Here is a 22,931-nt window from a genome sequence, read left to right as displayed (position 1 = left end):
AAAGCGCAGTCGCGGGCTCACTCGGCTGGGGTAAATCCAGTCAGGCTGTATTGCGCCTGACCGGATATTTATCCAGGGCTTCAAACACATCTCGTTCGCGGCGAACGGGCCACTCAAATACCCAGCATTTCAACGAAATGCGTTCTATAGCGCTGTGTTGAGTCGTATTACTTATATAACGTGGATGCTTGGACTCCCTCATCGCCTGGCGTAATTCGCGGGTGAACTTGATCTCGATGTCGTGCTTTTTGAATAGTTGGGCAAGGTGGGGAAGCTGTAAGTAGAGAAAATCCTTCGATGGGGTGCAGTGGTTGTAACGCACACCCTTGCTGTCCAGAAACGCCAGCGCACCCCAGAACTCGACCAACATGTTGGCGGGAGCTGGTGCCCCGGTCCCGATGCTGGTCAGGTCGGGGACTGACAATCCTAACTGGTGGGAGGCGAGTGCGACTTGCTCATGGATCGCAGTGCGTATGGCGTTGTCGCAGGTACGGCTCAATTCCTTGAGCAGTGCAATCCGATGGCGTGAGAGGGCTATCAGTTGCGCAACGTTCGCCGATCCGGCGCGAGAAGTGCTGCTCTTGCTCCAGTAGTCCCACAACACGTCGTCGCATTCTTCCTGGTAACGAACGACCTTGGCGCGAAACTCGGGCTTCACCTTGGCCGGGTTTATCGAGTAGAGCCACGCCGCAAGCTTGCGAAGGGGGAGACAGGTCATTGCGTATTGTTTGCCATCACCTCCCGTCGTGGTCAGTTCAACCACCACTGAGTTGAATCTCTCCTCCAGTCTTCGCAACTGCGTTTCCCAGTCCAGTCCCATATTCTTGACGATCGGCTTCATAGCGACAAACGGATCAGTGCCCTGACCAACCAGAACTACCGTGTCCTCGTAGAACGGGACTGGCATCAGATGCTCCTGCATGGCGGTGCTCCTTTTTTGACTACATGCCCGACTATTCGCCGAGCCAAAGCCGGCATAAACCCGAACAAAAAAAATGTCAGCGTCATGGCTGGAAGTCTAGTGCTGTTTGCTGGTTGGTCCAGTGGAAACGCCTCTTCGCCGGCAAGCCGGTCTCGCTCCCACATTTTGATCTGTGGTGTGTACAAAATCCTGGAGAGTGGTTAGCGGTACTTGATCACAATCGCCTTGAGTTTTCGACCCTCGATGGTTTTGACGTCTCGAGCCCATAGCGGTCCGTTGACATAGGCGCCCACGGGTTGGATATGGTCGTAAACCACCACCGCGGCATCGCCCCCAAGCTTGGCAGCTTCTTCACACAGTTTTTCTTCGACCTGGGCGATAGGCGGGGCGGGATCGACACTGGCATCAATGAGCACTTCGCCCAGCCGTACATGGGGACGAAGGGGCTCGGTACGCAACACGGCGACCTCGCTGGCCAGCGCGAGCAAGGTAGCGGTGAGTCCTCCCGCCAGCAGCGACAGTTTTAAACGAGTGGACCAAGACACTTCATGGGCAGGCATGGTGGGTTTGCTCCTTATAATCCGCCGCAATACGGACTCGCTTGTTGACGGTAGCAGACGGTTCCGGAGTTGCCAGAAGCCCAGACTTTCCAATGAGCTTGTTTTTCAGTATGAGCGTTCGATGCGCCTCAAGCCTTAGAGATTATCAGCGCAGCACACACCGCCAGAAACAGAAAAACCAGGTGCGAACAGGGCGCTGCCGAACAGCCCCGGAACGCCATGGGCAAGTGAAATCCACAGTCCGCCCATTGCCGTTTATCAACCCAGCCTGGCCCAGAACTCTTAGGAAGAAGAGAGGCAAAGGGGACGTGGGAAAGGGACTGGGAAAGGGGACGGTTTTACTTTCAAAGGTGGGAAAGGGCACGGATTTACTTTCAAAAGTATTTTTATCCTCCACTCATGTTCATGAATCGAATGACCTGAACATCGTCACTTATTTGGAAGTCGTGATCTTTCGGCTTTTTTCGCATCGCACCCAGTATGGCTTGATCGAGTTGAAGATTATCCCCAAGGGAGCATTCCAGTATTTTCTTCAAGTCAACGGACGCCTCGTTACCCAGGCACAGTAATAACTTCCCTTCCGCGGTTATTCGCACACGGTTGCAATCTGCACAAAAATTCTCGCTATGAGGCGAAACGAATCCAATTCGAGTGGATGGGAATTCTGCCAAGCGCCAATAGCGTGACGGACCATTGGTGGTTTCCATCGATTTAATCAGCGTGTAGCGTTCGGCAATGCGGTTGCGCACTTCAGCGCTTGAGCAGAACGATTCAACGCGACTGTGCTCATCAATCCTCCCAAGCGGCATCTCCTCAATGAAGCTAATGTCTATCCAGTGGTTTATGGCAAATGTCACCAGGTCAAGGATTTCGTCATCATTACGGCCTTTCATCACTACACAGTTCAGCTTGATCTGCTGAAAGCCGGCCGCGAGTGCCGCGTCGATTCCGGCCAGAACCTGGTTCAGTTCACCTGTTCGAGTCAGTTGGCGAAAGCGAGTGGGTCTCAAGCTATCCATGCTGATGTTAAGGCGTTTCAAACCTGTCGCGAACAAGGGGTAAGCCAGTCGAGCAAGATGAGAGCCGTTAGTCGTCAAGCAAAGTTCATTCAAACCCGGCAGTATTGCAATTCGTTCGCATAATCCGAGAATGCCCGGCCGAATGAGAGGCTCGCCACCAGTCAGACGAATCTTTCTCGTGCCTAATGTAACGAATCTCTCGGCGAGGAGGTAAAGATCATCCAGGCTAAGCACTCTTTGGCGAGGGAGGAACTTCATGTCTTCCGCCATGCAATAGACACAACGAAAGTCGCATCTGTCCGTCACCGAAATTCGTAGATAGTCTATGCGTCGACCAAAGTTATCCAGCAAAATGTCAGTTAACATTCGTCGTCCTCCAGTTTTACACAGTCCTGTGTATAGGTGAGATCAAGCCCACCAACGGGGGTTGAGTGAGTTTACAGATCGTGTCGAGAGATACCCGGCTTGTACGGCACCGGCGAAGGCGCCGCACAAGGATGTTGACCTATGGCATAACCGGTGGCTGATAGGTGAGGGTGAAGGCGAGTGCCCACAACATGAACAGCACAAGGGGAGTGTGGACAACTAACTGAGTGAAAGTGAAACCGACGACATCCTTGGCCTTAATGCCCAGCACGCCCAAAAGCGGTAGCATCCAGAAAGGATTGATCAGATTGGGGAGTGCTTCTGCGGCGTTGTATATTTGAACCGCCCACCCCAGATGAACATGCAACTCGTTAGCTGCCTGCATGACATAGGGGGCCTCAATGATCCATTTGCCACCGCCGGAAGGCACGAAGAAACCTAGCACTGCCGAATACACACCCATGACGGCGGGGAAAGCTTCCTCAGTAGCCACTGAGACGAATGCCGATGCCATGTGGTGAGAAAGGGTTGCGCCGTCCGGACCAAGTGCTTTGGTTAGAATAAACGCGATGCCACCGTATAGAGGGAATTGAATCAATACACCGGCAGTCGATGGTACAGACTTCGCTACAGCTCGAAGAAAGCGCTTCGGCCGCCAGTTGAGCAGCATCCCCAGCATAAGAAACATGAAGTTGTAGGTGTTGAGGCTGGATATTGCAAAGACCGGGTCCTTTGTCGTGAACTCAAAGAACAGCCAAACGGCTCCGAGGCCAACGATAAGCAGCGTGAGCAGTGGGCTATATTCCAGCCATTCACCAGGACGGGTCGGCCGTGTCACCGCTTCGTCCGTGTCATTGAGGTTTACGCCCATATCCTTGGCCGTTAGCGCGCGCTCTTCTGTTGGAGCAGAGAAGTAGGCCACTAGCACAGAGACGACAATCAGAACGAAAGTCATTGCCATCGACTGCCACAGGAAGATGGTCTCTGAGAATGGGATTACACCTGTGATATCCAACAAGGATTTTGGCAAGCTAGCTGGATTAGCTTGCAGTTGAGCGGCGGAGGAACTCAAGCCCAAGGCCCAGGTCGCTCCCATGCCCAGGTACGCGGCTGCACTCGCTGCTCTATAGTCAACGCGAAATCCAGTGCGTCGGGCGATCGCACGTACCAGGAGCCCGCTCAAAATGAGGCTGATCGCCCAGTTGAACAGTGAGGCCAATAGACTTACAAGGGCTACGAAGGCCACTGCACCTCGAGCTGTCTTGGGTACCGCTGCGAGCTTTTGGATCAACACGGACGCCGGTGGGGAAACCGCCACGACATATCCAGATATCGCGACGATGGCCATTTGCATGGTGAAGGGAATAAGGCTCCAGTAGCCATCACCAAAAGCGACGGCTACCGCCTTTGGTGATGCGCCTATGCACAAAGCACCGAAGGCGACGACTACTACCGCAATTGCAGCAAAAATGTAAGAGTCCGGAAACCATCTCTCCGACCATTCCGTGACCCTGATTGCAAGTCTCTCAAGTCCTGTGTGAGAAGTCGTTTCTTCTTCCTTTGTTGTGATGGTTGCAGATTTCATGGCTGTCTCCTGTACTTATTTGAATTGATGGCAGCGCTAGGTTGTCAGTTGTTATTGGCCATAATTGCAGTATGTTTCGTAAGCCATTACGGCGGCCGCCAAGTCTTCCAGTGCGGTGCCGACAGCTTTAAATACGGTAATTTCCTTACTGTTTTTTCTTCCCGGATGACCGCTGCGGCACAGTTCAGCGAGATCAGCGCTAATATCAACCTCGCTCATGACGCCTGACGCGATCGGATGCAGCAAATCCCCGGCTTTCATCGGGGCTTCGCTTGTGTCGACGAATATGGAAGTTCCGTCGAAACAGCAGTCATCAGCTTCTCGCATCTGCGGCGTGAAACCACCGATAAGATCAAGGTGAGTGCCTGGTCGTAGGAATTCACGCCGCACGAGAGGAACAGTAGACAGGGTGGCAGCCGTCACAATGTCGGCAACTTTGCAATTGCTTTCCAGGTCTTGGGCGGCTGTTGCATGAAACCCATCGGCTCTTAGCTGTTCCACCAAACGTTCAGCTTGTCCTTGATCGATATCCCAGACCGAAACATGTTCAATTGGCCTTACTGCGCGGTAAGCATAAGGCAGCAAACTGGCGACTCGCCCAGCACCCAGAACCAGCAAGGAGCAGGAGTCTTGACGGCTCAGGTAGGAAGCGGCCAGTGCCGAGGCGGCAGCAGTTCGCCGGGACGTAATTTCATTGCCATCAATTAACGCCAGCGGTTTACCCGTGTTTGCGTCATGGAGCATATAGGTGGAATGCAGGCCCGGGAGTTTGAGCTTTGTGTTCCCCGGGAAGACAGTTACAGTTTTGATGCCAAGGTATTCACCAGCTTGCCATGCAGGCATCAGCAGCATCGTCCCGGGTTCTTTGCCGTCGACCTGAATGCTGTGATTGTGGCGAAGCGGAACCTCGCATCCTCGGCTGAACGCGTTCTTCAGTGCAGGGACAAGTTGGTCAAAAGGGAGGAGTGAGCGGGTCGTTGGGGCATCGAGTATCAGCATGATTGCTTCTTCCAGGTGGGTGGAGCTCTGTCGTTAGGCGTCAAGAACAAGGTCGCTGGTTGGAACTGCTTGGCAGGCCAGGCATACGGAGGAGTCTTCGGGCTCTTCGCCGTGCAGATGCCGAGTGGCTCCTGACACAACACGCACGGAACAGCTTTCGCATTGGCCGACTCGGCATCCGCTGGGTAAATCCACACCCAGGCTTTCGGCGAAGCTGAGCAATGGTCCGTCTGCCGATTTCCACGTGCGGGAGATGCTTGATTTGGTGAACGACACACGAAACTCTTGACCAGGCTCCACCGTTACCGTTGACGGGGACCGGAAGATTTCTTTGATGATGTCGAAGCGAGGAACACCAACACCGATGAGCGCATTGGTGAAGGCGTCCATCATTGGAGCGGGCCCGCACATGTAGAAAAGCGGGCGACGTTTGAGCATCGCTGATGGAATGCAGTCGACACTGACTCGGCCGGCAACGTCGTAATCAACGCCCAATTGGTCTTCCGCACTGGGGCGGTCGTAGAAATTGATGATTTCAAGGCCAGGAATTCGCTCCTGGAGCGCTTTGAGACGAGCTTTGAACGCGTGAGCCGCACCCTGCTGATTCGCATAGAGCAGAAGAGTTTCAGGGGGCGCCACAACATCAACAAGCGTCTCAAGCAAGTTGATGAAGGGTGTAATACCGATTCCGCCAGCCAGAAGAACCAAAGGACGCGAAGTGGCAACGGGCATGATGAACGTACCGGACGGAGCCCGGAGTGAGATGACATCGCCCACGGCCAATTCCTGATTGATGTAGGTGGATGCTCGACCGAAGACCTGCTCGCCGTCGGGGGTGCGTCCAGTCGCGCGTCGAACCGATATCGAGTAACCCTTGCGATTGGCTACGAATGCGGACCCGGTCATTGAGTAGGAGCGCACCACTTCTTGTGGGCCAATCGGTAGCCTGATAGTGGCGTGCTGCCCCGGCTGGAAATCCGGCAAGCCGCCACCGTCGAGCGGCTCCATGTACACCGAAGTGACGTCGCAAGTCTCTTTCACCAGCTTGGCAATGCGAAAATCACGGAATCCTTCCCAGCGCCTCTGCTCGATGTTGAAACGCTCATCTCGCTGGACGTCGCAGCGATACGCCCGAAGAGGTGAAGACCCGCTGATGGGATCAATATTGTCGCTGGAGATCAGGCTGTTGAAGTTGCTATTGGAACTGCCGGTGGCATCAAGGTCGACTTGGCCGAGCGAATCACACCGTTGCCACCACCCGTATTCACCGACCACAACCCCAGGATGCAGCCCCTCGGTTACACGTGCCATGAACAGAGCATTACCGACTGCGGTCGTGACTCTGACGGGATCGCCCTGCTTGATTCCGCGGGCAGCGGCCAACTCCGAGGACAGTTCCAGTTCTGGCCGAATCGCTTTGCGTCTGAGGGATGCGAGACTGCGATGTTGGCTATGGCAAAAGTAGCCGCTCTTGACAGAAGTCAGCACCAAGGGGAAGGCGCAGCCCTGTACCGTGCCACCACCGTCTTGGGGTGATTTAGAGCAGGGCAAAGGGGGGTAGCCATGATTCAGCAAGCGCTCTGAGTAAAGCTCCACCAACCCGGTAGGCGTGTTGAATGCGCTATGCCGAGGACGCGTAGCGTACTTTCTTGCGACGTCCACAATAGGTACTTGAACGCCTTCCGGATGGTTACGCAGAATTTCCACACTCAGACCGGATGGGCTAAGCATATGGTCCCAACCCGCTTCGAGACTGCCACCGAAGAACTGGTCGCTCATCCCCAGCCTGACCGCCAGATCAAAGACGATTTCGTTGTCCGACCGCGATTCGCCGCGGGAAGAAACCATCCGTTGGCGAAGTTGAACGAGCTGCTCGGCCTGCGCCGATATCTCGAAACCGATACGCAACCCCTCCCGCTCCCAAGGTGTATTTACGGGGAGCAAGATGTCCGCGTAACGGGCACTTGGTGATTCAAAAAGGTCGCAATGCACATAGAAGTCAAGTGCGCCAAGTGCTTTGGCACCTTTATCAACTTCCGGTTGCGACAACAGCAAGTTGGTGCCGAAAGCCATCAGCGTGCGGATGGCATAGGGCTGCTTGGTGAGGATGGCATTGTAGAGATCACGTGCTGTAATCCAGCCCTGAGAAGGGGGCCCCAGCGGCCGGTCAGCAAAACCCAGTGCCTTCTGTCGCTGCTCGTCTGAGAGCAGGTCAAACGAAGCAACGGCATTGTGTGGTGGCTTTTGGTACACCCGATTGCCGCCGATCTTGTCGAAGCTACCTGTCAGGGCATAGAGACATGCCATTGCGCGATCGGTTTGGGTCGCATTGTCGTGCTGACCTACGCCTGACCAGGCATGAAAGGCAATCCGGCTTGCGGATCCGATGAGACGCGCGGCATTGCGTATGTCGGCTTCTGGAATCTGGGTAATAGCCGAGGTTCGCTCAACAGAGTAATGCGCACACTCGAGTGCATACAGCTCAAATGCGGGCCGACAGTTCACTAAGCGTGGGGAGTTCTGCTCTACGATTTGGACTTGGAAGGTTCCGCGTAGCGCCAAGTGATCAAAGTCTTCGCTATGCAATGTGCGGGATGCTGTTGGTGCTTCTGTAAGGGTGTCCCAGACTACGAACGCATCTTCATCTGCCCACCCGATATCGCGGCCTCGGAGAAAATGGCCATTGTCGGCACGGACAAGAAGCGGTCCATTGGTCCAGCGACAAACGAAGTCCAGGTCGAATGCTTTGGACTCAATTAGCAGATTGGCAAGCGCCATCGCCAGAGTTAAGTCCGTGCCGGGTGCAACGCGCAGCCACTGATCTGCCTGGCTTGCCAATGGTGTTGCTCGGGGGTCGATCACGATTAACTTGGCGCCAGCATTTCTGCCAACCCCGATCGCTTCCGCTTGGGCAAGCCAGGTATTGGTTGGATTGTGTCCCCAGAGCAGAATCAGCTCAGCGCGACGATAGTCGGCAGTGGGCATGCCACAGCCAAATGTGAAAGCGTGAGCGTGATCTTTGTGCCAATTGCAGATCTCAGTGGCGTAGCAAGTATTAGGACTGCCAAACAAGCGGATGAAACGTTCAATCCAGTCGATGCTGTCGCTCAAGGGAGTCCCACTGGGTGTGGTGACTGCGAAAGCGACCGATTCGGCTCCCTCATTTCGCTTCGCATGTTGGAGGCGATTGGCGACTTCTGAGAGTGCTTCTTCCCAAGTAATTCTTTTCCAACCTGGATCCGGATGGTGCTTGGGGTTGGTCCTGCGCATTGGAAACAAAATGCGATCAGCACTATGAAGCAATTCAGGGGCTGACTTTCCCTTCAGGCATATCGCTTTCCCGGTGGGGTGGGAGGGGTTTGGACGAACCTCCAGCAGCGTGTCGTTCGCTACCAGGTTGATGGTGCCGCAGCGGGAGCGGCACAGTGTGCAATAGCCTGCTTTCTCGATAATGCTCATGTTTAGTTACTCGGCATCTTGTCACAGTGTTGTCATGGCTCGATGCTAGCGAGCATTATTGGGTATTTATAATTCTTTTTTTTTGTAATGCGATATTGGAAAAAACGATGCTTCCTACCCTTAAGCAACTCCAGTATTTTGTGGCGATCGCGGACACGGGACAGATCTCCAGAGCGGCCCAACGCTGTCATGTGGCGCAATCATCAATTACCGCTTCGCTCAAAGGCCTTGAAGAGATAGTGGGGGCATCCCTGTTTTCCCGTCACTCGAGCGGAGTACGTCTGACCGAGGCCGGCATCAGATTTTTACGGCATGCGCAGCTCATTGAGGCCGCCGTGAAGGACGCAGTAGCTGCCGCTTCAGTCGAACCAGTACTTATCACCGGTACAGTGCGTATCGGTGTCACTGAGACAATCACGGCGTATGTGCTTCCTTCGCTTCTACCGATCATCGAGCAGAAGTTCCCGAACCTGGATTTGAGGGTGGTAGAGCATCAGCGGCAAGATATCGAGCGCCTCGTACTGGATGGCGACTTGGATTTAGCCCTCCTGTTAGCCTCGAACCTGCCCGAGCGAGGCCATGTTGCTTGCGAAACACTGCTTAAGTCTTCGAGGCAGCTTTGGGGACATCCGGAGCATCCGCTCATGCTGGCAGATAGGGTGGGGCTAGCTGATGTGGCCCTGCATGACTACATCTTGCTGGATATGGACGAGCACATCGATACGGTCAGGAAATACTGGGACCAGTACGGGTTGGCTCCTAAAGTCAGACTCCAGAGCTGTTCAATAGAGGCCGTGCGCAGTTTGGTCGCGGCTGGGCGTGGCGTAGCGATCCTGTCTGATCTGGTCTATCGCCCTTGGTCGCTGGAAGGACAGCGGATAGTTCGGCGGGTGCTTGCTGACAAGATCCCGTCAATGGATGTAGGCCTGGTGTGGAGGACCAAGCCAGCATTGCAGAGCAATGTTTCGGCACTCCGGGAGTTCCTTTCTATCGCACTGAAGGAAGCGATGAAGAGCTAGGAGCCCGGTATCCACAAAACAAAGGGCCTGCTCAGAGTTTGGCCAACAACCTGCTCAGCTCTCGTTTTGCAGCCTCACCTGAATGCGCACGCTCAAGTAGCCCACGGGTCATGCTCCTGTACATTTCCACGGCTTCGGGTGATGAGCTCACACTGGCAATGCCGGTATGAATATTGGGCAGTTCCCCGAGACGGTAGGGGCTGACGGCGACATAGCTTGTGTGCTCTTGCTCGAAAATCTGGAAGGTGGCGCTGGGCAGGGTTTCGTCGATGAGGTAGATATTGAAACGCGAGCCTTCGCTACCGATCTTGTCAATCAGGTTTTCGACTTCGCGCCGCGCCAGCAGTGAGCGTTCCATCCTCACGCTCGGTGGCAGGTCGAGGCGGCCGACCAGGCCGATATGCAGGTAGCGCTCGATCTGGCGCAGGCTGATGATCGACTGTACCTCGAACTTCTGTTTGGAAAACGTCGCTTTACGTTCGTTGAGAATCTCGAGAATCTGCGCTTGCATCGCCGCTTGGCCTGCGTCGAAATTCTTCGGCCGTGCTTCGTCGAGCATGGTCTTGAACAGTTCGGAATAAGCAGGGGAGGTCAACAGATAGGAAAAGGGGTCGAAGTACGACTGGATGCTCAACGAGCGCGCTTCCAGCTGACGCATGCGCTCGAAGTAACCCAGGGCATTGTCGAAATATTCGGTGTCGGAGCCCAGCAGGCTGGTCAGGGAAACCTTGAGCAACTGTGCCAGGCGATCCAGGGTCTCGAGCTTGACGATTTTGCCCAGTTCCAGGCGATACACCGCTGCACGGGAAATATCGAGTTTCTCGGCCACCTGGTCGGCGTTCAATTGGCGACCGATGCGGTAGGCCCGAAGGCGTTCCCCGATGGCCTGGTAGTCGATCTGGCTCACTAAAACTCCGAATGGCTAATGTACATGGGGTGGAACACGCTGCTCCAACCAGTTTCTGAGCGGACGATAGCTGCCGTTCATGCGGTTCGAACAAGGAATTTGTTGACCTCGTCACGACTTCGATGTATCAATATTTAGACAGGCATTACTCATTTGTCTAAAAAATACAAAAATGGTGCGGCCATGTCCATGAATATCCCACCCCAGATCCCTGTGGCAAGCCTGGCTCCAGGATGATCCCTGGCGTGCAGTCCCTTTCTTACTGATAGAAAAACCCGAATCCCGTCGCCTTTATTGAGCCGCACCGGGGTTTGTCACGCCTGAAAACCAGCCTGGAGAACCTCGTCGACCTGAACCCCTGACCTTTTCGCACCCGAAACGAAATGTGAGGCCGTGAACAGATGACTCTGATTGCGCGACCTGCTACGCCCCTAAATCAATAACAATACGGAGCACAACAATGGACCATTCAATCGGCTTACCGTCATTGCTGGCGCTTTCACTGGCTGTCTTGACGCCTTGCGCGCTGGCGGCGCCTGGCTACAGCGACACTTTGATTGGCTACCGCTATAGCGACCATTACAGCGATCCCGGCAAAACCAGGGATGTGGCCAAGAACATTCTGCAAATAACCCATGTCAGCAGCTACAGGCTGGGGCAGAACTTCATTAACCTGGATGTGTTCAAGTCAGACAGCACCGACCCGGCCAAGGGCGGAGGCACCGGTGCTACCGAGTTTTACCTGACATATCGCAACCAGTTGCAGTACGGGAAGGTATTCGACAAGCCTCTGGCATTCGGCCCGGTCAAGGACGTGGCCTTGACCGCCGGCTTCGACTACAACACCAAGAACAATGAGTTCGCTTCTGAAAAACGCCTGTTGGTGCTTGGTCCGACGTTGAAGTTTGCCTTGCCCGCGGGGTTTCTCGACGCCAGCGTGCTCTACGCCCGGGAATGGAATCACTGCGGTCTGGACGTGTGCGGCAAGCCGGGTAATCACAACGATCTACTGTTCGATCCGTTCCTGCAGTTCAACCTCACGTGGGGCGTGCCGTTCATGGCGGGACCGCTACCACTCAAGTTCCAGGGCTTTTACACCTACAGCAGCAAGAAGGGTGACGACTATCAGAACCGGCCCACGGCCGCCGAACAGTTGATGCGCACTTCGTTGATGCTGGACGTCGGGCAGTTGGGTTGGGGCGAAAAAAACGTGCTGTGGATCGGTCCTGGCTACGAGTACTGGCGCAACAAGTTCGGCAATGAGAAGGGGCCGGGCACGGATGTCGATGCGTTATCGATCAATCTGGAGTGGCACCTGTAAAAAGCGGAATCTTAATTTTTCGCCTGTGTCGTATCAAAAATTAGACAAAACGTTTCATTTGTTCGTAGACTCAGCGCATCGCCGGCGAATGAAGGACGGCGCTGTTTCCTTCCAGGGATGAGTCAGGCGGTGACCCCGATCCCGGTTCACCCGCATCAACCAGAGATAACAATAAGAGGTAATGATTGTGAAAACTCACAACGACTCAAGCGCCGTCAAGGCGGATGCGTCACCGCGCAAGGCGTTGATCGCCAGCGTGACCGGCTACGCCATGGACGGGTTCGACCTGCTGATTCTTGGCTTCATGTTGCCGGCCATCACTCTCGGCCTGGGGCTGACGACCTCCGAGGCCGGATCTCTGGTCACCTGGACGTTGCTCGGTGCTGTGGCCGGTGGCTTGATCTTCGGCCAACTCAGCGACCGTTATGGCCGGGTGAAGATGCTCAGCGTGTGCATTCTGGTGTTTTCAGTTTTCACCGGTTTGTGCTCGCTGGCCCAGGGTTACTGGGACTTGCTGACGTACCGTACCCTGGCCGGATTTGGCCTGGGCGGCGAGTTCGGTATCGGCATGGCGCTGATCGCCGAGACCTGGCCGGCCAACAAGCGCAACCGCGCATCATCCTACGTCGGCATGGGATGGCAGGCTGGTGTCCTGGCGGCTGCACTGTTGACTCCGCTGCTGTTGCCACATATCGGTTGGCGCGGAATGTTTCTGGTCGGACTGGTGCCGGCGCTGTTGTCCTTCGTGATTCGCCACACCATGGGCGAGCCGGAGGAGTTCATCAAGGCCACGGTTAACCCTATCTCGTTTACCCAGCGCTTTGGCCAACTGTTCAAGGATGTACCGACGACTAAAGCCAGCATCGGCGTGATGGTGCTGACCTCGGTGCAGAATTTCGGTTACTACGGAATCATGATCTGGATGCCCAGTTACCTGTCGCGCCAGTTCGGTTTCTCGCTGACCGCGTCCGGCACCTGGACCGCTGCCACGGTGGTGGGGATGGCTTTCGGCATCTGGTTGTTCGGGCAACTGGCGGACCGCTTCGGACGTTGGAAAATCTTCCTGCTGTATCAGGCCAGCGCGGCCGTCATGGTGTTGATCTACGCCAACCTGACGGATCCGATCAGCATGCTGTTCACCGGCGTGATCATGGGGATTTTCGTCAACGGCATGATCGGTGGTTACGGCGCATTGATCTCTGACCTGTACCCGGCGCAAGTACGGGCCACCGCGCAGAATGTGCTGTTCAACGTCGGGCGCGGGGTCGGTGGGTTCGGTCCTCTGGCGGTGGGCGCCATCGCCCTGGCGTATTCGTTTTCGGCGGCGATCATGTTGCTGGCTTCGATCTACCTGTTAGCCATGGCCGCCACGCTGTTCCTGCTGCCGCGCAGCCAGGGCGACAGTGGGGAAGCGCGATTGGCGAATGCCTTGCCAGTGGAGCAAAAGTAAGAGCTGAACCGCTGTGTTAATGCTAAAAAAGTATTGCGCCGGTCGTATCAAAAATTAGACAAACACAATGATGAGGCGTAGAGTCAAACCTGAATTGAAGTAGAAAATCACGACGCTGCCGGATCCGAGGGCGGCGTCGTTACTCTTTTGACTCGAGAGTATCAAAAATTAGACAGAGCACTTAAACAAGAACAAAGAGGGCTTTCAAATGACCGGGATATCGACCTGCTGCCAGGCCATCGCCGTCACCCCGCCTAACGATACGCTGGCGGTGGTGCTGTCCAACGAATGGGTCAACGACGAATACAAACGTCTGATCCTGCAAGCCGATGGCGCCGCGTGCCATTCGCAGCCTGGGCAATTCTTCAACTTGCTTTGCCCCAGCGAAGGCGAACACAAACCTTTCTTCCGCCGGCCGATGAGCACCTACAAGGCCGATCCGGTCACTGGCCAGGTTGAGTTTCTGTACAAGGTTACCGGCAAGGGCACCTTCGGCCTGGAAACCCTCAGTGAGCGGCAAACCCTGGAAATCCTCGGCCCCTTGGGCAAGGGCTTCGACCTTGATCCGAACTGGCGACATATGACCATCGTTGCCCGGGGTGTCGGCTTGGCGACCCTGGCGCCGTTGGCCGAAGCGGCCCATGCCTCGGGGATCAAGCTGACCGCAGTGCTCAGCGCCCGCAGCGAAAAAAGTCTGTTATCCCGGGAGCGTTTTGCCTCTTTGGGCGCTGAAGTCATCAGCGTCCTGGACGAGGACGGCAGCAGCGCATTGGAAAACATTGAAGCGGTGCTGCGTGAGGTGATCGCCCGGGAAGGCAGCAATGCGCTGTTCACCTGTGGCTCCAGACGCCTGACCCGTTTGCTCAAGCGCCTGTCGGGCGAGTTGGGGCTGGCCGGGCAAGTCGCCCTGGAGCAGCAAATGGTCTGCGGCCTGGGCATGTGCCAGTGCTGCGTCGATGTGTTTGAAGTCGATGGCTTGAAAGTCGGCAAACGTGTGTGTCTGGAAGGCCCGGTGTTCGACCTGGCGGAGGTGTTGGAATGATTGATCTCAGCGTAAATATCGGCGGCCTGCGCCTGAAGAACCCGGTGATGCCGGCATCCGGCACTTTCGCCGAAGAGCTTACCCACTTGCTGGACTTCAACAGTCTGGGCGCCTTGGTAACCAAGACCATTACCAGCGAAAAACGCACCGGCAACCCCATGCCGCGGGTTTGTGAACTGGCCGACGGCATGATGAATGCCATCGGGATCCCGAGCAAAGGTGCCGATCTATTCATCGCGAAGGTGGTGCCGTTCTACCGCAATTTTGATTCGCCACTGATCGTCAGCATTTCGGCACCGACCGCCCAGGGTTTTGCCGAACTGGCGGCACGCTTGAGCGATGTGCCAGGCGTGGCCGGCATCGAAGCGAATATCTCATGCCCCAATATTGAAGCCCACGGCGCGTCGTTCGGTATGCACGCCGATACCACGCGGCAGGTAATCAAATTAATGCGTGCCAGTACGTCGTTGCCGCTGTGGGTCAAGCTGACTCCCAACGCTGGAGAAATCGTCGACATCGCATTGTCCGCGCAGGACGAAGGCGCGGACGCTGTGGTGGTCGGCAACACCTTGCTCGGGCTGTCGATCGACATCGAAAAAGGTCGGGCACGGCTGGGTAATTTTATGGGCGGGATCTCCGGCGCAATGATCAAGCCGCTGATGGTGCGATTGACCTATCAGTGCGCCAAGGCCCTGCAGATTCCAGTGATCGGCTGCGGCGGCATTGCCACCGCCCATGACGCTCTGGAGTTCATCTATGCCGGTGCCAGTGCGGTGCAGGTCGGCACCGCTACTTTTATTCATCCCAAGACCATGAACCTGATGGTCAACGAGCTGGAAGTGTATTGCCGGCGCAAGGGCATCAGCCATTTGAGCACACTGATCGGCAGCCTCGACGATTCTCCGGCCGCAGCCTTTGGAGCCTTGCCATGAGCACCCTCTGGAAACAACAAGCGCGGCGCATGTTCAGCGAAATCAGTGAACTGTCCCGAGACCCGGAAATCGGCATTACCCGTGAGAGCTACGGTGCTGGCGAAAACGCTGCGATTGCCTATCTGTCGCAGTTCGCCCGCGACAACGGTTTATTCGTGCGCAGCGACTGTGCCGGCAATGTGATTTTTCAACGGGCCGATGACGACGGGCAACCAGCCATCTGGATTGGCTCACATTTGGACTCGGTGCCCCAAGGTGGTAATTACGATGGTCTAGCGGGTGTCATCGCGGGGCTGTTGTGCTTGTGCCGACTGGATCAGCAAGCGGTTCGGACCCCGCGTCCGATTCGCGTGCTGGGCCTGCGCGGTGAAGAGAGCGCCTGGTATGGCAAGTCCTACATGGGCTCACGAGCGCTGATGGGCGGGCTCACGTCTAACGACCTGGCATTGGTCAACCGCTTCAGTAAGAAGACCCTGGGCGAGGCCATGCAGGCGGTCGGCGCTGACCTGGATGCAATTCGCAGTCAGCAATGGCTGATCGACCGCCTGCAGTTCGCCGGCTACCTGGAAGTGCACATCGAACAAGCCGAGTCCCTGGAAAAAATGGGCCAGGCCCTGGGCATCGTGCCCGGTATTCGCGGCAATCTGCGACACAACCTGGTGCGATGCCTGGGCGAGGACGGCCACTCCGGCGCGGTGTCCCGTGAGGACCGCCATGACTCGGTATTTGCCGTCAGCGAACTGGTGGCGCGCATCGATCAATTGTGGGGCGAGTGGCTCAATGACGATCGCGATCTGGTGGTCACGGTCGGGACCCTGGGCACCAACGCCGCGCATCACGCGGTCTCGCGGATACCCGGCGAAGTCAACTTCAGTCTGGAAGTTCGCAGTCTGCATCAAACTACGCTGGAGGCCTTCCATGCCTTGATCCTGGACGAAGTCCGGCAGATCGAGGAACACCGTCAGGTGCGGTTCGAGTTCGATAAACGCATCGATACGCAACCGGCGGCCATGCATGAACCCTGGGTCGAAGCCTTTGTGCGCACGACCCGCGAGCATGGCTGGGAGGGCGTCCTGACACCGAGTGGTGCAGGGCATGACGCTGCGGTTTTCGCCAACGCCGGGATCCCCAGCGCCATGCTCTTCATCCGTAACCAGCACGGTTCGCACAACCCTCACGAGGCAATGGTGCTGGATGATTTCATCGAGGCCACCGAGGTGCTGTACCACACCACACAGGAACTGACACTATGAAACGCTCACCACAATCCTGGTTGATTCGCCAAGCCACGCTGGTCAATGAAGGTCAGCGCTTTTGCAGCGACCTGCGCATTGAGGACGGTCGGATTGCGCAGATTGCCTCTTCCATTGAGCCGCGTAGGGACGATTGGGTAATTGATGCCACGGGGCTATGGTTGCTGCCGGGAATGATCGACGATCAGGTGCACTTTCGCGAACCGGGGCTGACCCACAAAGCCGACATTGCCAGCGAATCCCGGGCCTGCGCGGCCGGTGGCATCACCAGTTTCATGGAAATGCCCAACACCCGGCCACCGGCACTGGATCGCGATTCTCTGGAAGCCAAATACGCGATCGCGGCGCAATCCTCTGTGGTCAATTACGCCTTTTACATGGGTGCGAGCAACGACAACCTGGAGGCGATCCGCGCGATCGATCCCAAGAGCACGCCGGGGGTCAAAGTATTCATGGGTGCATCTACTGGCAACATGCTGGTGGATGACCCCGAGGTGTTGAACGGCATTTTCCGCGATTCGCCCGTGACGATCATCACCCACTGCGAAGACTCGCCGATGATTGAGGACAACCTGCAAAAGGCCCTGCGCAGTTACGGCGAAGGCATACCCGCGCACCTGCACCCGCTGATTCGTTCGCGCGAGGCGTGCATCAAGTCGACCCGACTAGCCATCGGCTTGGCGCGCAAACACAACGCGCGTCTGCATGTGTTGCACATTTCCACTGCAGAGGAACTGGAGCTTTTCGAGCCCGGGCCGTTGGCGAGCAAGCGTATTACTGCGGAAACCTGTGTGCATTTCCTGCATTTCAATGACCGCGATTACCAGCGTCTGGGGATGCAGCTCAAGTGCAATCCGGCGGTCAAGACCGAGCGCGATCGAGTGGCGATTGTCCGGGCGTTGGCTGAAGGGCGCATCGATGTGCTGGCCACTGACCATGCACCCCATTTGCTTGAAGAGAAAAACGCCCCTTACCAGAAAGCCCCGTCAGGAGTCCCATTGGTGCAGTTCGCCCTGCAAGTGGCGTTGGAACGGGTGTTCGCCGGTGAATTGACTCTGGAACGGGTGGTCGAGGCAGTCAGTCATGCCCCTGCCAGATTGTTCGAGGTCAGCGATCGTGGCTTCTTGCGTGAAGGTTATGCCGCCGACCTGGTACTGGTCGATCCCTGCCGGCAGCACACCGTCCAGCGCGCCGAGGTCTTGTCCAAGTGCGGCTGGAGTCCGTTCGAAGGCAACACCTTTTCATCGAGCATTGTCAGTACCTTCGTCAATGGGCAACGGGTCTGGGATGGCACGGCAATACTGTCGGGTCAGCACGGCCAGCGCCTGGCATTCGATCGTTAATCACGTTCAAGGAGTCAGCCATGAATTTTTCCACCGCAGTCCAGGAGTTTCGCCAAGCCTTGCCCGGCACGGACGCCTTCAAACGCGTGCGCGTGCAGTGTGAGCAGATCATCCGCAATGTTCCCGAACACGCGACGATGTGTTTCGTTATCGGCGAGTTCTGTCGTGCGTATGTGCTGTTTTATGAGGATCAGGAAGTCAGTCCAGAATTCGCCCATCGGGTGAAGGCACAATTGCTGGGGTATATGGACTGCCTTGAAATTGCGCTGACAAGCGAGGATGAGCGTGTAGTGAGCGCTGCATTGAATCAAGTGGTGGTCGACTATGCAGGCAGCCGCGGTCTGATATGAATGTTTGCGCTTCATGGCTACCACATGAGCGCCAGGTCACTGACCTTGCGCTCATGGCCCGGCAGCCGAAATCAATTTTTTCGCCCGCGATTAGGCTTCTACGCGCAGAAAGTGCGGACGTTCAGAGCTTTAACAATGCTCCCAGTGTGAGCATAAAATAATGCTGCAAAGATCTTTTCGCTTGAACCCCGGATCCTTGAAGGCAAGGAAGTCATCGTTGAAGGTGCCGAACGTGCTGTCCGGCCTGTACTTCATCCCGCGGTAAAACTCGTCGATCATCTTGTGAGCGAAATCGGGTTCGCGGGGGTATGCAGCGATCACCGCTTCACGTTGTTGGTCGCTGAACTGCTCGAAGCCACGTCCAGCCACGTCCATCCCGGCACCGGCCTGCACCAGGGCGATCTCTGGATGCATATGTTCCGGTATGCCCGGTGTCGTATGCAAAGCAATGGCGTTCCAGACCTTCTCTACATCCCCCTCGCCAATGCTGTGCCTGCGTAGAAAGTCACGTGCGGCATTCGCGCCGTCCACTTCGAAGCGAAGCTGACTCTTCTGGTACTTCGAGGTCAAGCCGATGTCATGGAACATTGATGCCACGTAAAGAAGCTCCGGGTTAAAGACCAATCCCTTGCGTTGACCAATGAGGGCGGCCCAGAAATAGACCCGGGTCGAATGGGAAAACAGTAACTCGCTTTCGGTGTCGCGAATGAGTTGCGTCGCCTCGCGCGCTAATGGGCTGTCGGGAATGCTGACGTCGACACTGGTATTGATTGGCAGCGAAGTCATGTCTTTCTCCAGGTAGCCGAAGGCTTCGGTCTTGGAGTGACTATATTGGCTGTAGCTTTCTGGATAAACTTGGTGATATCGGCTTCATTATGCGAGAACCCGGATAATAATGGCTTTTGATCGATTAGAAGCGATGCGAGCGTTCTGCCGTATTGTCGAGGTGGGAAGTTTTACTCGGGCAGCGGACTCGTTGAACGTGGCGAAGACAACAATTTCAGGGCAGATACAGGGCCTTGAATCGCTGCTGTCAGTCAAACTGCTGCACAGAACCACTCGAAGGGTAACTCCCACCACCGATGGTGCCGCTTACTATCAGCGTGCCCGCGCAGTGCTCGAAGATATAGACGAGCTGGAAATGTCGGTTTCGCAAAGTCGTAGCGAGGCGCGAGGCAGAGTGCGGGTGGAGATGCCATCGCCGGTTGGGACCTGCCTCATCATTCCATCGCTTTCTGATTTTTCGACATTGCATCCGAACATCCAACTGGACATTGGCTGTAGTGAACGTGTGGTTGATCTTGTGCAGGAGGGCATTGATTGTGCGTTTCGGGGCGGTCCGGTCACGGATCAGGAACTGGTGTGCCGACCGGTTGGACAGATGCACTTTTGCCTTTGCGCTTCACCAGCTTACTTGAGCAATACCGACCCGATACTCAAACCCGGCGACTTATTGGAACACCGTTATCTTGGTTTCACATTTCCAGGGTCGGGCAAACAGCTGACCGCCGTGCTCCAGAACGGCGATAAAAGCTTCGCGATCGATCAGTTGCCAGCGATGCGTTTCAACCACGGTGGAGCGTACATTACAGCCGGGCTCACAGGACTTGGCATCGTTTCAGTGCCTCGGGCGGAAGCCAACCCGCACCTACAGTCCGGGAAGCTGGTGGAGATACTGTCTGACTGGACGTTACCTGGCATGCCGATCAGTCTCGTCTATCCCTATTCACGGCATTTGTCTGCGCGGGTACGGGTCTTCGTCGACTGGGCAGCAGCGCTGATGGCTAACGATCCAGATTGGAAGTTGAGCGCCTAGCCAGGTCCGGTATGAAAAAAATCGCTATGCGGTTAACCGTTCGCCATTCGCTTGGTGATCATTAGAGCAGCGTCCATCAATTTATCATCGTCACACCATCAGGATGGCTTATGTCTTCACCCATACTGTTTATGTTGGAAAAACGCTCGACCAGAAAGTCGATCAGGCTGCGCACTCTGGCCGAAAGATGCAATTGTTGCGGGTAAACCGCATAGATATCCGCTTGCTCGGTGTGGTCCTCCAACACGAGCCTCAGGCGACCGCTGCGTACATAGCGGGCAAGATCCCACTCGGAACGCTGCAGAATCCCATAACCTTCCAATGCCCAGTTCAAGGCAACTTCACCATCGTTACAGCTCAGTGCACCATGGACTTTGATGTTCTGAGTTCGCCCGCCGCCAGTAAAATTCCAGACGCCGTAAGTCGCTTCATTCTGCCGCAGGAAAATGCAGCTATGGTTTTGCAGGTCTGTGAGCCGGGCAGGGATGCCATGTTTTTCCAGATACAGGGGGGATGCACATAGCAATCGGCGATTGGAAGCTATCTTGCGTGCATGGAAAGCTGCATCGGGCAGGTTGCCGATCCGGATGGCCAAGTCGAAACCATTGGTAGCAAGATCCAGAGGATGATCGCTGATTTCAAGCTGCACCTTGACTTCCGGATAACGCGTGTGAAACGCAGCGAGGGCCGGGCCGATATAGCGTCGGCCAAAACCCAAGGTAGCATTGACCCGTATCAGACCTTTGGGTGTGGCGCGGCAGCTGCTGACCATCTGCTCCACCTCATTGATCTGAGTGAGGATGCGCTCGGCGTGGCTGAAATACATCTCACCTTCAGCCGTCAGGCTCATAGAGCGGGTGGTGCGGTTGACCAATCGAATGCCCAAGCGTGCTTCAAGCGCACTCAGGCGCTTGCTCACCGCAGGTGGCGTTACTCCCAGTTCACGGGCTGTTGCTGCCAGGCTGCCTTTCTCGGCCAGGAGATGAAAAAAAGATAGATCGAGGGTCTGACTCATTAGTAACTCAAAGTTAATTAAGTAGTTATTTCAAAGAACTCACAGGGTAGAGTTCACTATATATACTCCGATCACACTCTGCTGAATAGCCTGGAGCCTGAAGGACCAAACACCCAGCAAGCCTAGTGGATCCAATTATGAGGGCGAAAAAGCCGAGGTCGGTTAAAAACCGGTTCTCGATGTCTCCTGACAACAATAAAAACTCAGGGTTTTGTAATGAAAAGAATGCTTGGAAAACTATACGTACAGGTTCTAATCGCTGTAATAATCGGTGCTGCCGTCGGTGTGCTGGTTCCTGAAACAGGTACAGCGCTGAAACCTTTAGGTGATGCATTCATCAAACTCATCAAAATGCTTTTGGCGCCTGTCATATTCCTGACGGTAGTGACGGGAATCGCAGGTATGGAAAACATGAAAGATCTTGGGCGGGTTGGGTTCCGCGCCTTAATCTATTTTGAAGTGGTTTCCACATTGGCACTTATTGTAGGTTTGGTGGTCGTCAATGTATTAAAACCCGGCGCCGGAATGAATGTCGATATCGCCTCACTGGATACGTCAAGTCTTAGCAATTACACCACTGCAGCAAAGCACACATCGGCTATGGACTTTGTGATGAGCATCATTCCCGAGACGATCGTCGATGCTTTCGCCAAGGGCAATGTGCTGCAGATTCTGTTGTTTTCAGTTTTGCTAGGGGTAGCCCTGGCTCATGCCGGGCCACGTGCGAAACTGTTCGTGGACATGCTCGAAAGCTTGACGCAAGGCATGTTCCGGATCGTTAGCATGGTCATGCGCCTGGCGCCAATCGGTGCCTTTGGTGCGATCGCATTCACCATCGGAAAATACGGGTTCGGCTCGCTATTTTCGTTGGGTAAGCTCGTGGCCTGTGTCTATCTGACCTGCACGATCTTTGTGATCTTCGTGTTGGGGCCAATCTGCCGATACAGTGGCTTCAGCCTCTGGAAGTTCCTGAAGTACATCAAAGAAGAGCTGTTCACCGTGTTGGGTACTTGTTCATCCGAATCGGTGTTACCGCAAATGATCTCAAAAATGGAAAAGGCAGGTGTATCCAAGCCAGTGGCAGGGCTCATCATTCCTTCCGGATTGACCTTCAATCCCGATGGGCAAGCTATCTACTACACCATTGCAGCCATATTCATCGCCCAGGCGACGAATACTCCGCTGACTTTGACCGATCAGTTGATTGTGCTGACAGTTCTGATGTTTACATCCAAGGGGTCCGCAGGTGTGGCGGGGGCAGGCTTCATTATCCTGACGGCTACCCTGGCGTCGCTTGACACCATCCCGGTGGCTGGCATGGTTTTGCTGTTGGGTGTGGATCGCTTTATGTCCGAGGCGCGGGGAATTACGAATACGATTGGCAATGGTGTAGGCACGATGGCCATCGCTAAATGGGTTGGCGCATTGGACACGTTCAAGATGAATAAAGCGCTCAATGGCGAGGAACTGGAGGAAGTGCGTAATCCTGCGCGACCCGAAGCCTCCAAATCGGCGACGTCAACGGCCGACACTCTTGTGCAACTAACCGATGTCACAAACCGGGCCTCTTAAG

The 22,931-nt window shown here is 55.5% G+C and carries 19 protein-coding genes; 10 read left to right on the top strand and 9 right to left on the bottom strand.

Translation table 11 applies throughout. The features are described 5' to 3' along the window. Positions 1-40: 40 nt before the first annotated feature. From F8N96_RS27840 to F8N96_RS27815, 6 genes are all read right to left on the bottom strand, one after another. The gene (locus F8N96_RS27840; RefSeq protein WP_150800525.1) at positions 41-922 is read right to left on the bottom strand and encodes a phage antirepressor N-terminal domain-containing protein; all 882 of its coding nucleotides are present in this window, start codon (positions 920-922) and stop codon (positions 41-43) included. Between the two features lie 200 nt (positions 923-1,122). Then, complete coding sequence (locus F8N96_RS27835; RefSeq protein WP_150800524.1) at positions 1,123-1,482, bottom strand: hypothetical protein; 360 nt, start codon at positions 1,480-1,482, stop codon at positions 1,123-1,125. Between the two features lie 386 nt (positions 1,483-1,868). After that, positions 1,869-2,867 carry a GTP 3',8-cyclase MoaA gene (gene moaA / locus F8N96_RS27830; RefSeq protein ID WP_150800523.1) on the bottom strand — a complete coding sequence of 333 codons (999 nt, stop codon included), beginning with the start codon at positions 2,865-2,867 and terminating at the stop codon, positions 1,869-1,871. A gap of 139 nt (positions 2,868-3,006) precedes the next feature. After that, entirely contained in the window at positions 3,007-4,452 is a 1,446-nt protein-coding gene (locus F8N96_RS27825) for a short-chain fatty acid transporter (protein ID WP_150800522.1), read from the bottom strand. Positions 4,453-4,503: 51 nt separating this feature from the next. After that, positions 4,504-5,451: an ornithine cyclodeaminase family protein gene (locus F8N96_RS27820; protein WP_150800521.1), complete on the bottom strand. Its 948-nt coding sequence runs from the start codon at positions 5,449-5,451 to the stop codon at positions 4,504-4,506. A gap of 33 nt (positions 5,452-5,484) precedes the next feature. Further along, positions 5,485-8,910 carry a molybdopterin-dependent oxidoreductase gene (locus F8N96_RS27815; RefSeq protein ID WP_150800520.1) on the bottom strand — a complete coding sequence of 1,142 codons (3,426 nt, stop codon included), beginning with the start codon at positions 8,908-8,910 and terminating at the stop codon, positions 5,485-5,487. Positions 8,911-9,017: 107 nt separating this feature from the next. Here F8N96_RS27815 and F8N96_RS27810 point away from each other — a divergent pair, with 107 nt between their 5' ends. After that, a complete protein-coding gene (locus tag F8N96_RS27810; protein ID WP_150800519.1) occupies positions 9,018-9,929 on the top strand; it encodes a LysR family transcriptional regulator in 912 nt (303 codons plus the stop codon). A 31-nt stretch (positions 9,930-9,960) separates the two neighbouring features. Here F8N96_RS27810 and F8N96_RS27805 read toward each other — a convergent pair whose 3' ends face one another. Next, positions 9,961-10,836 (bottom strand): helix-turn-helix domain-containing protein, encoded by an 876-nt coding sequence (locus tag F8N96_RS27805; RefSeq protein ID WP_150800518.1) that lies wholly within the window; start codon positions 10,834-10,836, stop codon positions 9,961-9,963. 460 nt (positions 10,837-11,296) lie between these two features. Between F8N96_RS27805 and F8N96_RS27800 the strand changes: the two genes are divergently transcribed. The 7 genes from F8N96_RS27800 to F8N96_RS27770 all read left to right on the top strand — a co-directional run bounded on the left by F8N96_RS27800 (position 11,297) and on the right by F8N96_RS27770 (position 18,527). Then, complete coding sequence (locus F8N96_RS27800) at positions 11,297-12,157, top strand: hypothetical protein (protein WP_150800517.1); 861 nt, start codon at positions 11,297-11,299, stop codon at positions 12,155-12,157. A gap of 187 nt (positions 12,158-12,344) precedes the next feature. Beyond that, complete coding sequence (locus F8N96_RS27795) at positions 12,345-13,607, top strand: MFS transporter (RefSeq protein WP_224789614.1); 1,263 nt, start codon at positions 12,345-12,347, stop codon at positions 13,605-13,607. 208 nt (positions 13,608-13,815) lie between these two features. Continuing rightward, positions 13,816-14,649: a dihydroorotate dehydrogenase electron transfer subunit gene (locus F8N96_RS27790; protein WP_150800515.1), complete on the top strand. Its 834-nt coding sequence runs from the start codon at positions 13,816-13,818 to the stop codon at positions 14,647-14,649. Next, positions 14,646-15,581 carry a dihydroorotate dehydrogenase gene (locus F8N96_RS27785; protein WP_150800514.1) on the top strand — a complete coding sequence of 312 codons (936 nt, stop codon included), beginning with the start codon at positions 14,646-14,648 and terminating at the stop codon, positions 15,579-15,581. The genes F8N96_RS27790 and F8N96_RS27785 overlap by 4 nt, the downstream gene beginning before the upstream one ends. Next, positions 15,578-16,834: an allantoate amidohydrolase gene (locus F8N96_RS27780; RefSeq protein WP_150800513.1), complete on the top strand. Its 1,257-nt coding sequence runs from the start codon at positions 15,578-15,580 to the stop codon at positions 16,832-16,834. Before F8N96_RS27785 ends, F8N96_RS27780 begins: the two co-directional genes overlap by 4 nt. After that, positions 16,831-18,177, top strand: coding sequence for a dihydroorotase (locus F8N96_RS27775; RefSeq protein ID WP_150800512.1), 1,347 nt, complete (start codon positions 16,831-16,833; stop codon positions 18,175-18,177). The genes F8N96_RS27780 and F8N96_RS27775 overlap by 4 nt, the downstream gene beginning before the upstream one ends. Before the next feature lie 20 nt (positions 18,178-18,197). Further along, the gene (locus F8N96_RS27770) at positions 18,198-18,527 is read left to right on the top strand and encodes a hypothetical protein (protein ID WP_150800511.1); all 330 of its coding nucleotides are present in this window, start codon (positions 18,198-18,200) and stop codon (positions 18,525-18,527) included. Positions 18,528-18,656: 129 nt separating this feature from the next. On the opposite strand, the gene F8N96_RS27765 is transcribed toward F8N96_RS27770, so the two are convergent. After that, positions 18,657-19,313 (bottom strand): HD domain-containing protein, encoded by a 657-nt coding sequence (locus F8N96_RS27765; RefSeq protein WP_150800510.1) that lies wholly within the window; start codon positions 19,311-19,313, stop codon positions 18,657-18,659. A 109-nt stretch (positions 19,314-19,422) separates the two neighbouring features. Between F8N96_RS27765 and F8N96_RS27760 the strand changes: the two genes are divergently transcribed. Further along, the gene (locus F8N96_RS27760) at positions 19,423-20,343 is read left to right on the top strand and encodes a LysR family transcriptional regulator (RefSeq protein ID WP_150800509.1); all 921 of its coding nucleotides are present in this window, start codon (positions 19,423-19,425) and stop codon (positions 20,341-20,343) included. A gap of 76 nt (positions 20,344-20,419) precedes the next feature. Here the strand turns inward: F8N96_RS27760 and F8N96_RS27755 are convergent, their stop codons facing one another. Beyond that, positions 20,420-21,358, bottom strand: coding sequence for a LysR family transcriptional regulator (locus tag F8N96_RS27755; RefSeq protein ID WP_150800508.1), 939 nt, complete (start codon positions 21,356-21,358; stop codon positions 20,420-20,422). A 216-nt stretch (positions 21,359-21,574) separates the two neighbouring features. Here F8N96_RS27755 and F8N96_RS27750 point away from each other — a divergent pair, with 216 nt between their 5' ends. After that, positions 21,575-22,930 (top strand): dicarboxylate/amino acid:cation symporter, encoded by a 1,356-nt coding sequence (locus F8N96_RS27750; protein WP_224794131.1) that lies wholly within the window; start codon positions 21,575-21,577, stop codon positions 22,928-22,930. Position 22,931: the final 1 nt, after the last annotated feature.

The organism is Pseudomonas fluorescens (assembly GCF_902497855.1).
Classification (GTDB): domain Bacteria; phylum Pseudomonadota; class Gammaproteobacteria; order Pseudomonadales; family Pseudomonadaceae; genus Aquipseudomonas; species Aquipseudomonas fluorescens_BI.
This window is presented reverse-complemented; position numbering and strand designations above follow the sequence as displayed.

Excerpts from the sequence above, each read along its gene's own strand:
- F8N96_RS27780 (WP_150800513.1), top strand. The coding sequence starts at position 15,578 with ATGAGCACCCTCTGGAAACAACAAGCGCGGCGCATGTTCAGCGAAATC.
- F8N96_RS27755 (WP_150800508.1), bottom strand. The coding sequence starts at position 21,358 with ATGAGTCAGACCCTCGATCTATCTTTTTTTCATCTCCTGGCCGAGAAA.
- F8N96_RS27785 (WP_150800514.1), top strand. The coding sequence starts at position 14,646 with ATGATTGATCTCAGCGTAAATATCGGCGGCCTGCGCCTGAAGAACCCG.
- F8N96_RS27835 (WP_150800524.1), bottom strand. The coding sequence starts at position 1,482 with ATGCCTGCCCATGAAGTGTCTTGGTCCACTCGTTTAAAACTGTCGCTG.
- F8N96_RS27840 (WP_150800525.1), bottom strand. The coding sequence starts at position 922 with ATGCAGGAGCATCTGATGCCAGTCCCGTTCTACGAGGACACGGTAGTT.
- F8N96_RS27825 (WP_150800522.1), bottom strand. The coding sequence starts at position 4,452 with ATGAAATCTGCAACCATCACAACAAAGGAAGAAGAAACGACTTCTCAC.
- F8N96_RS27770 (WP_150800511.1), top strand. The coding sequence starts at position 18,198 with ATGAATTTTTCCACCGCAGTCCAGGAGTTTCGCCAAGCCTTGCCCGGC.
- F8N96_RS27760 (WP_150800509.1), top strand. The coding sequence starts at position 19,423 with ATGGCTTTTGATCGATTAGAAGCGATGCGAGCGTTCTGCCGTATTGTC.
- F8N96_RS27790 (WP_150800515.1), top strand. The coding sequence starts at position 13,816 with ATGACCGGGATATCGACCTGCTGCCAGGCCATCGCCGTCACCCCGCCT.
- F8N96_RS27810 (WP_150800519.1), top strand. The coding sequence starts at position 9,018 with ATGCTTCCTACCCTTAAGCAACTCCAGTATTTTGTGGCGATCGCGGAC.
- F8N96_RS27750 (WP_224794131.1), top strand. The coding sequence starts at position 21,575 with ATGAAAAGAATGCTTGGAAAACTATACGTACAGGTTCTAATCGCTGTA.
- F8N96_RS27800 (WP_150800517.1), top strand. The coding sequence starts at position 11,297 with ATGGACCATTCAATCGGCTTACCGTCATTGCTGGCGCTTTCACTGGCT.
- F8N96_RS27765 (WP_150800510.1), bottom strand. The coding sequence starts at position 19,313 with ATGACTTCGCTGCCAATCAATACCAGTGTCGACGTCAGCATTCCCGAC.
- F8N96_RS27815 (WP_150800520.1), bottom strand. The coding sequence starts at position 8,910 with ATGAGCATTATCGAGAAAGCAGGCTATTGCACACTGTGCCGCTCCCGC.
- F8N96_RS27820 (WP_150800521.1), bottom strand. The coding sequence starts at position 5,451 with ATGCTGATACTCGATGCCCCAACGACCCGCTCACTCCTCCCTTTTGAC.
- moaA (WP_150800523.1), bottom strand. The coding sequence starts at position 2,867 with ATGTTAACTGACATTTTGCTGGATAACTTTGGTCGACGCATAGACTAT.
- F8N96_RS27775 (WP_150800512.1), top strand. The coding sequence starts at position 16,831 with ATGAAACGCTCACCACAATCCTGGTTGATTCGCCAAGCCACGCTGGTC.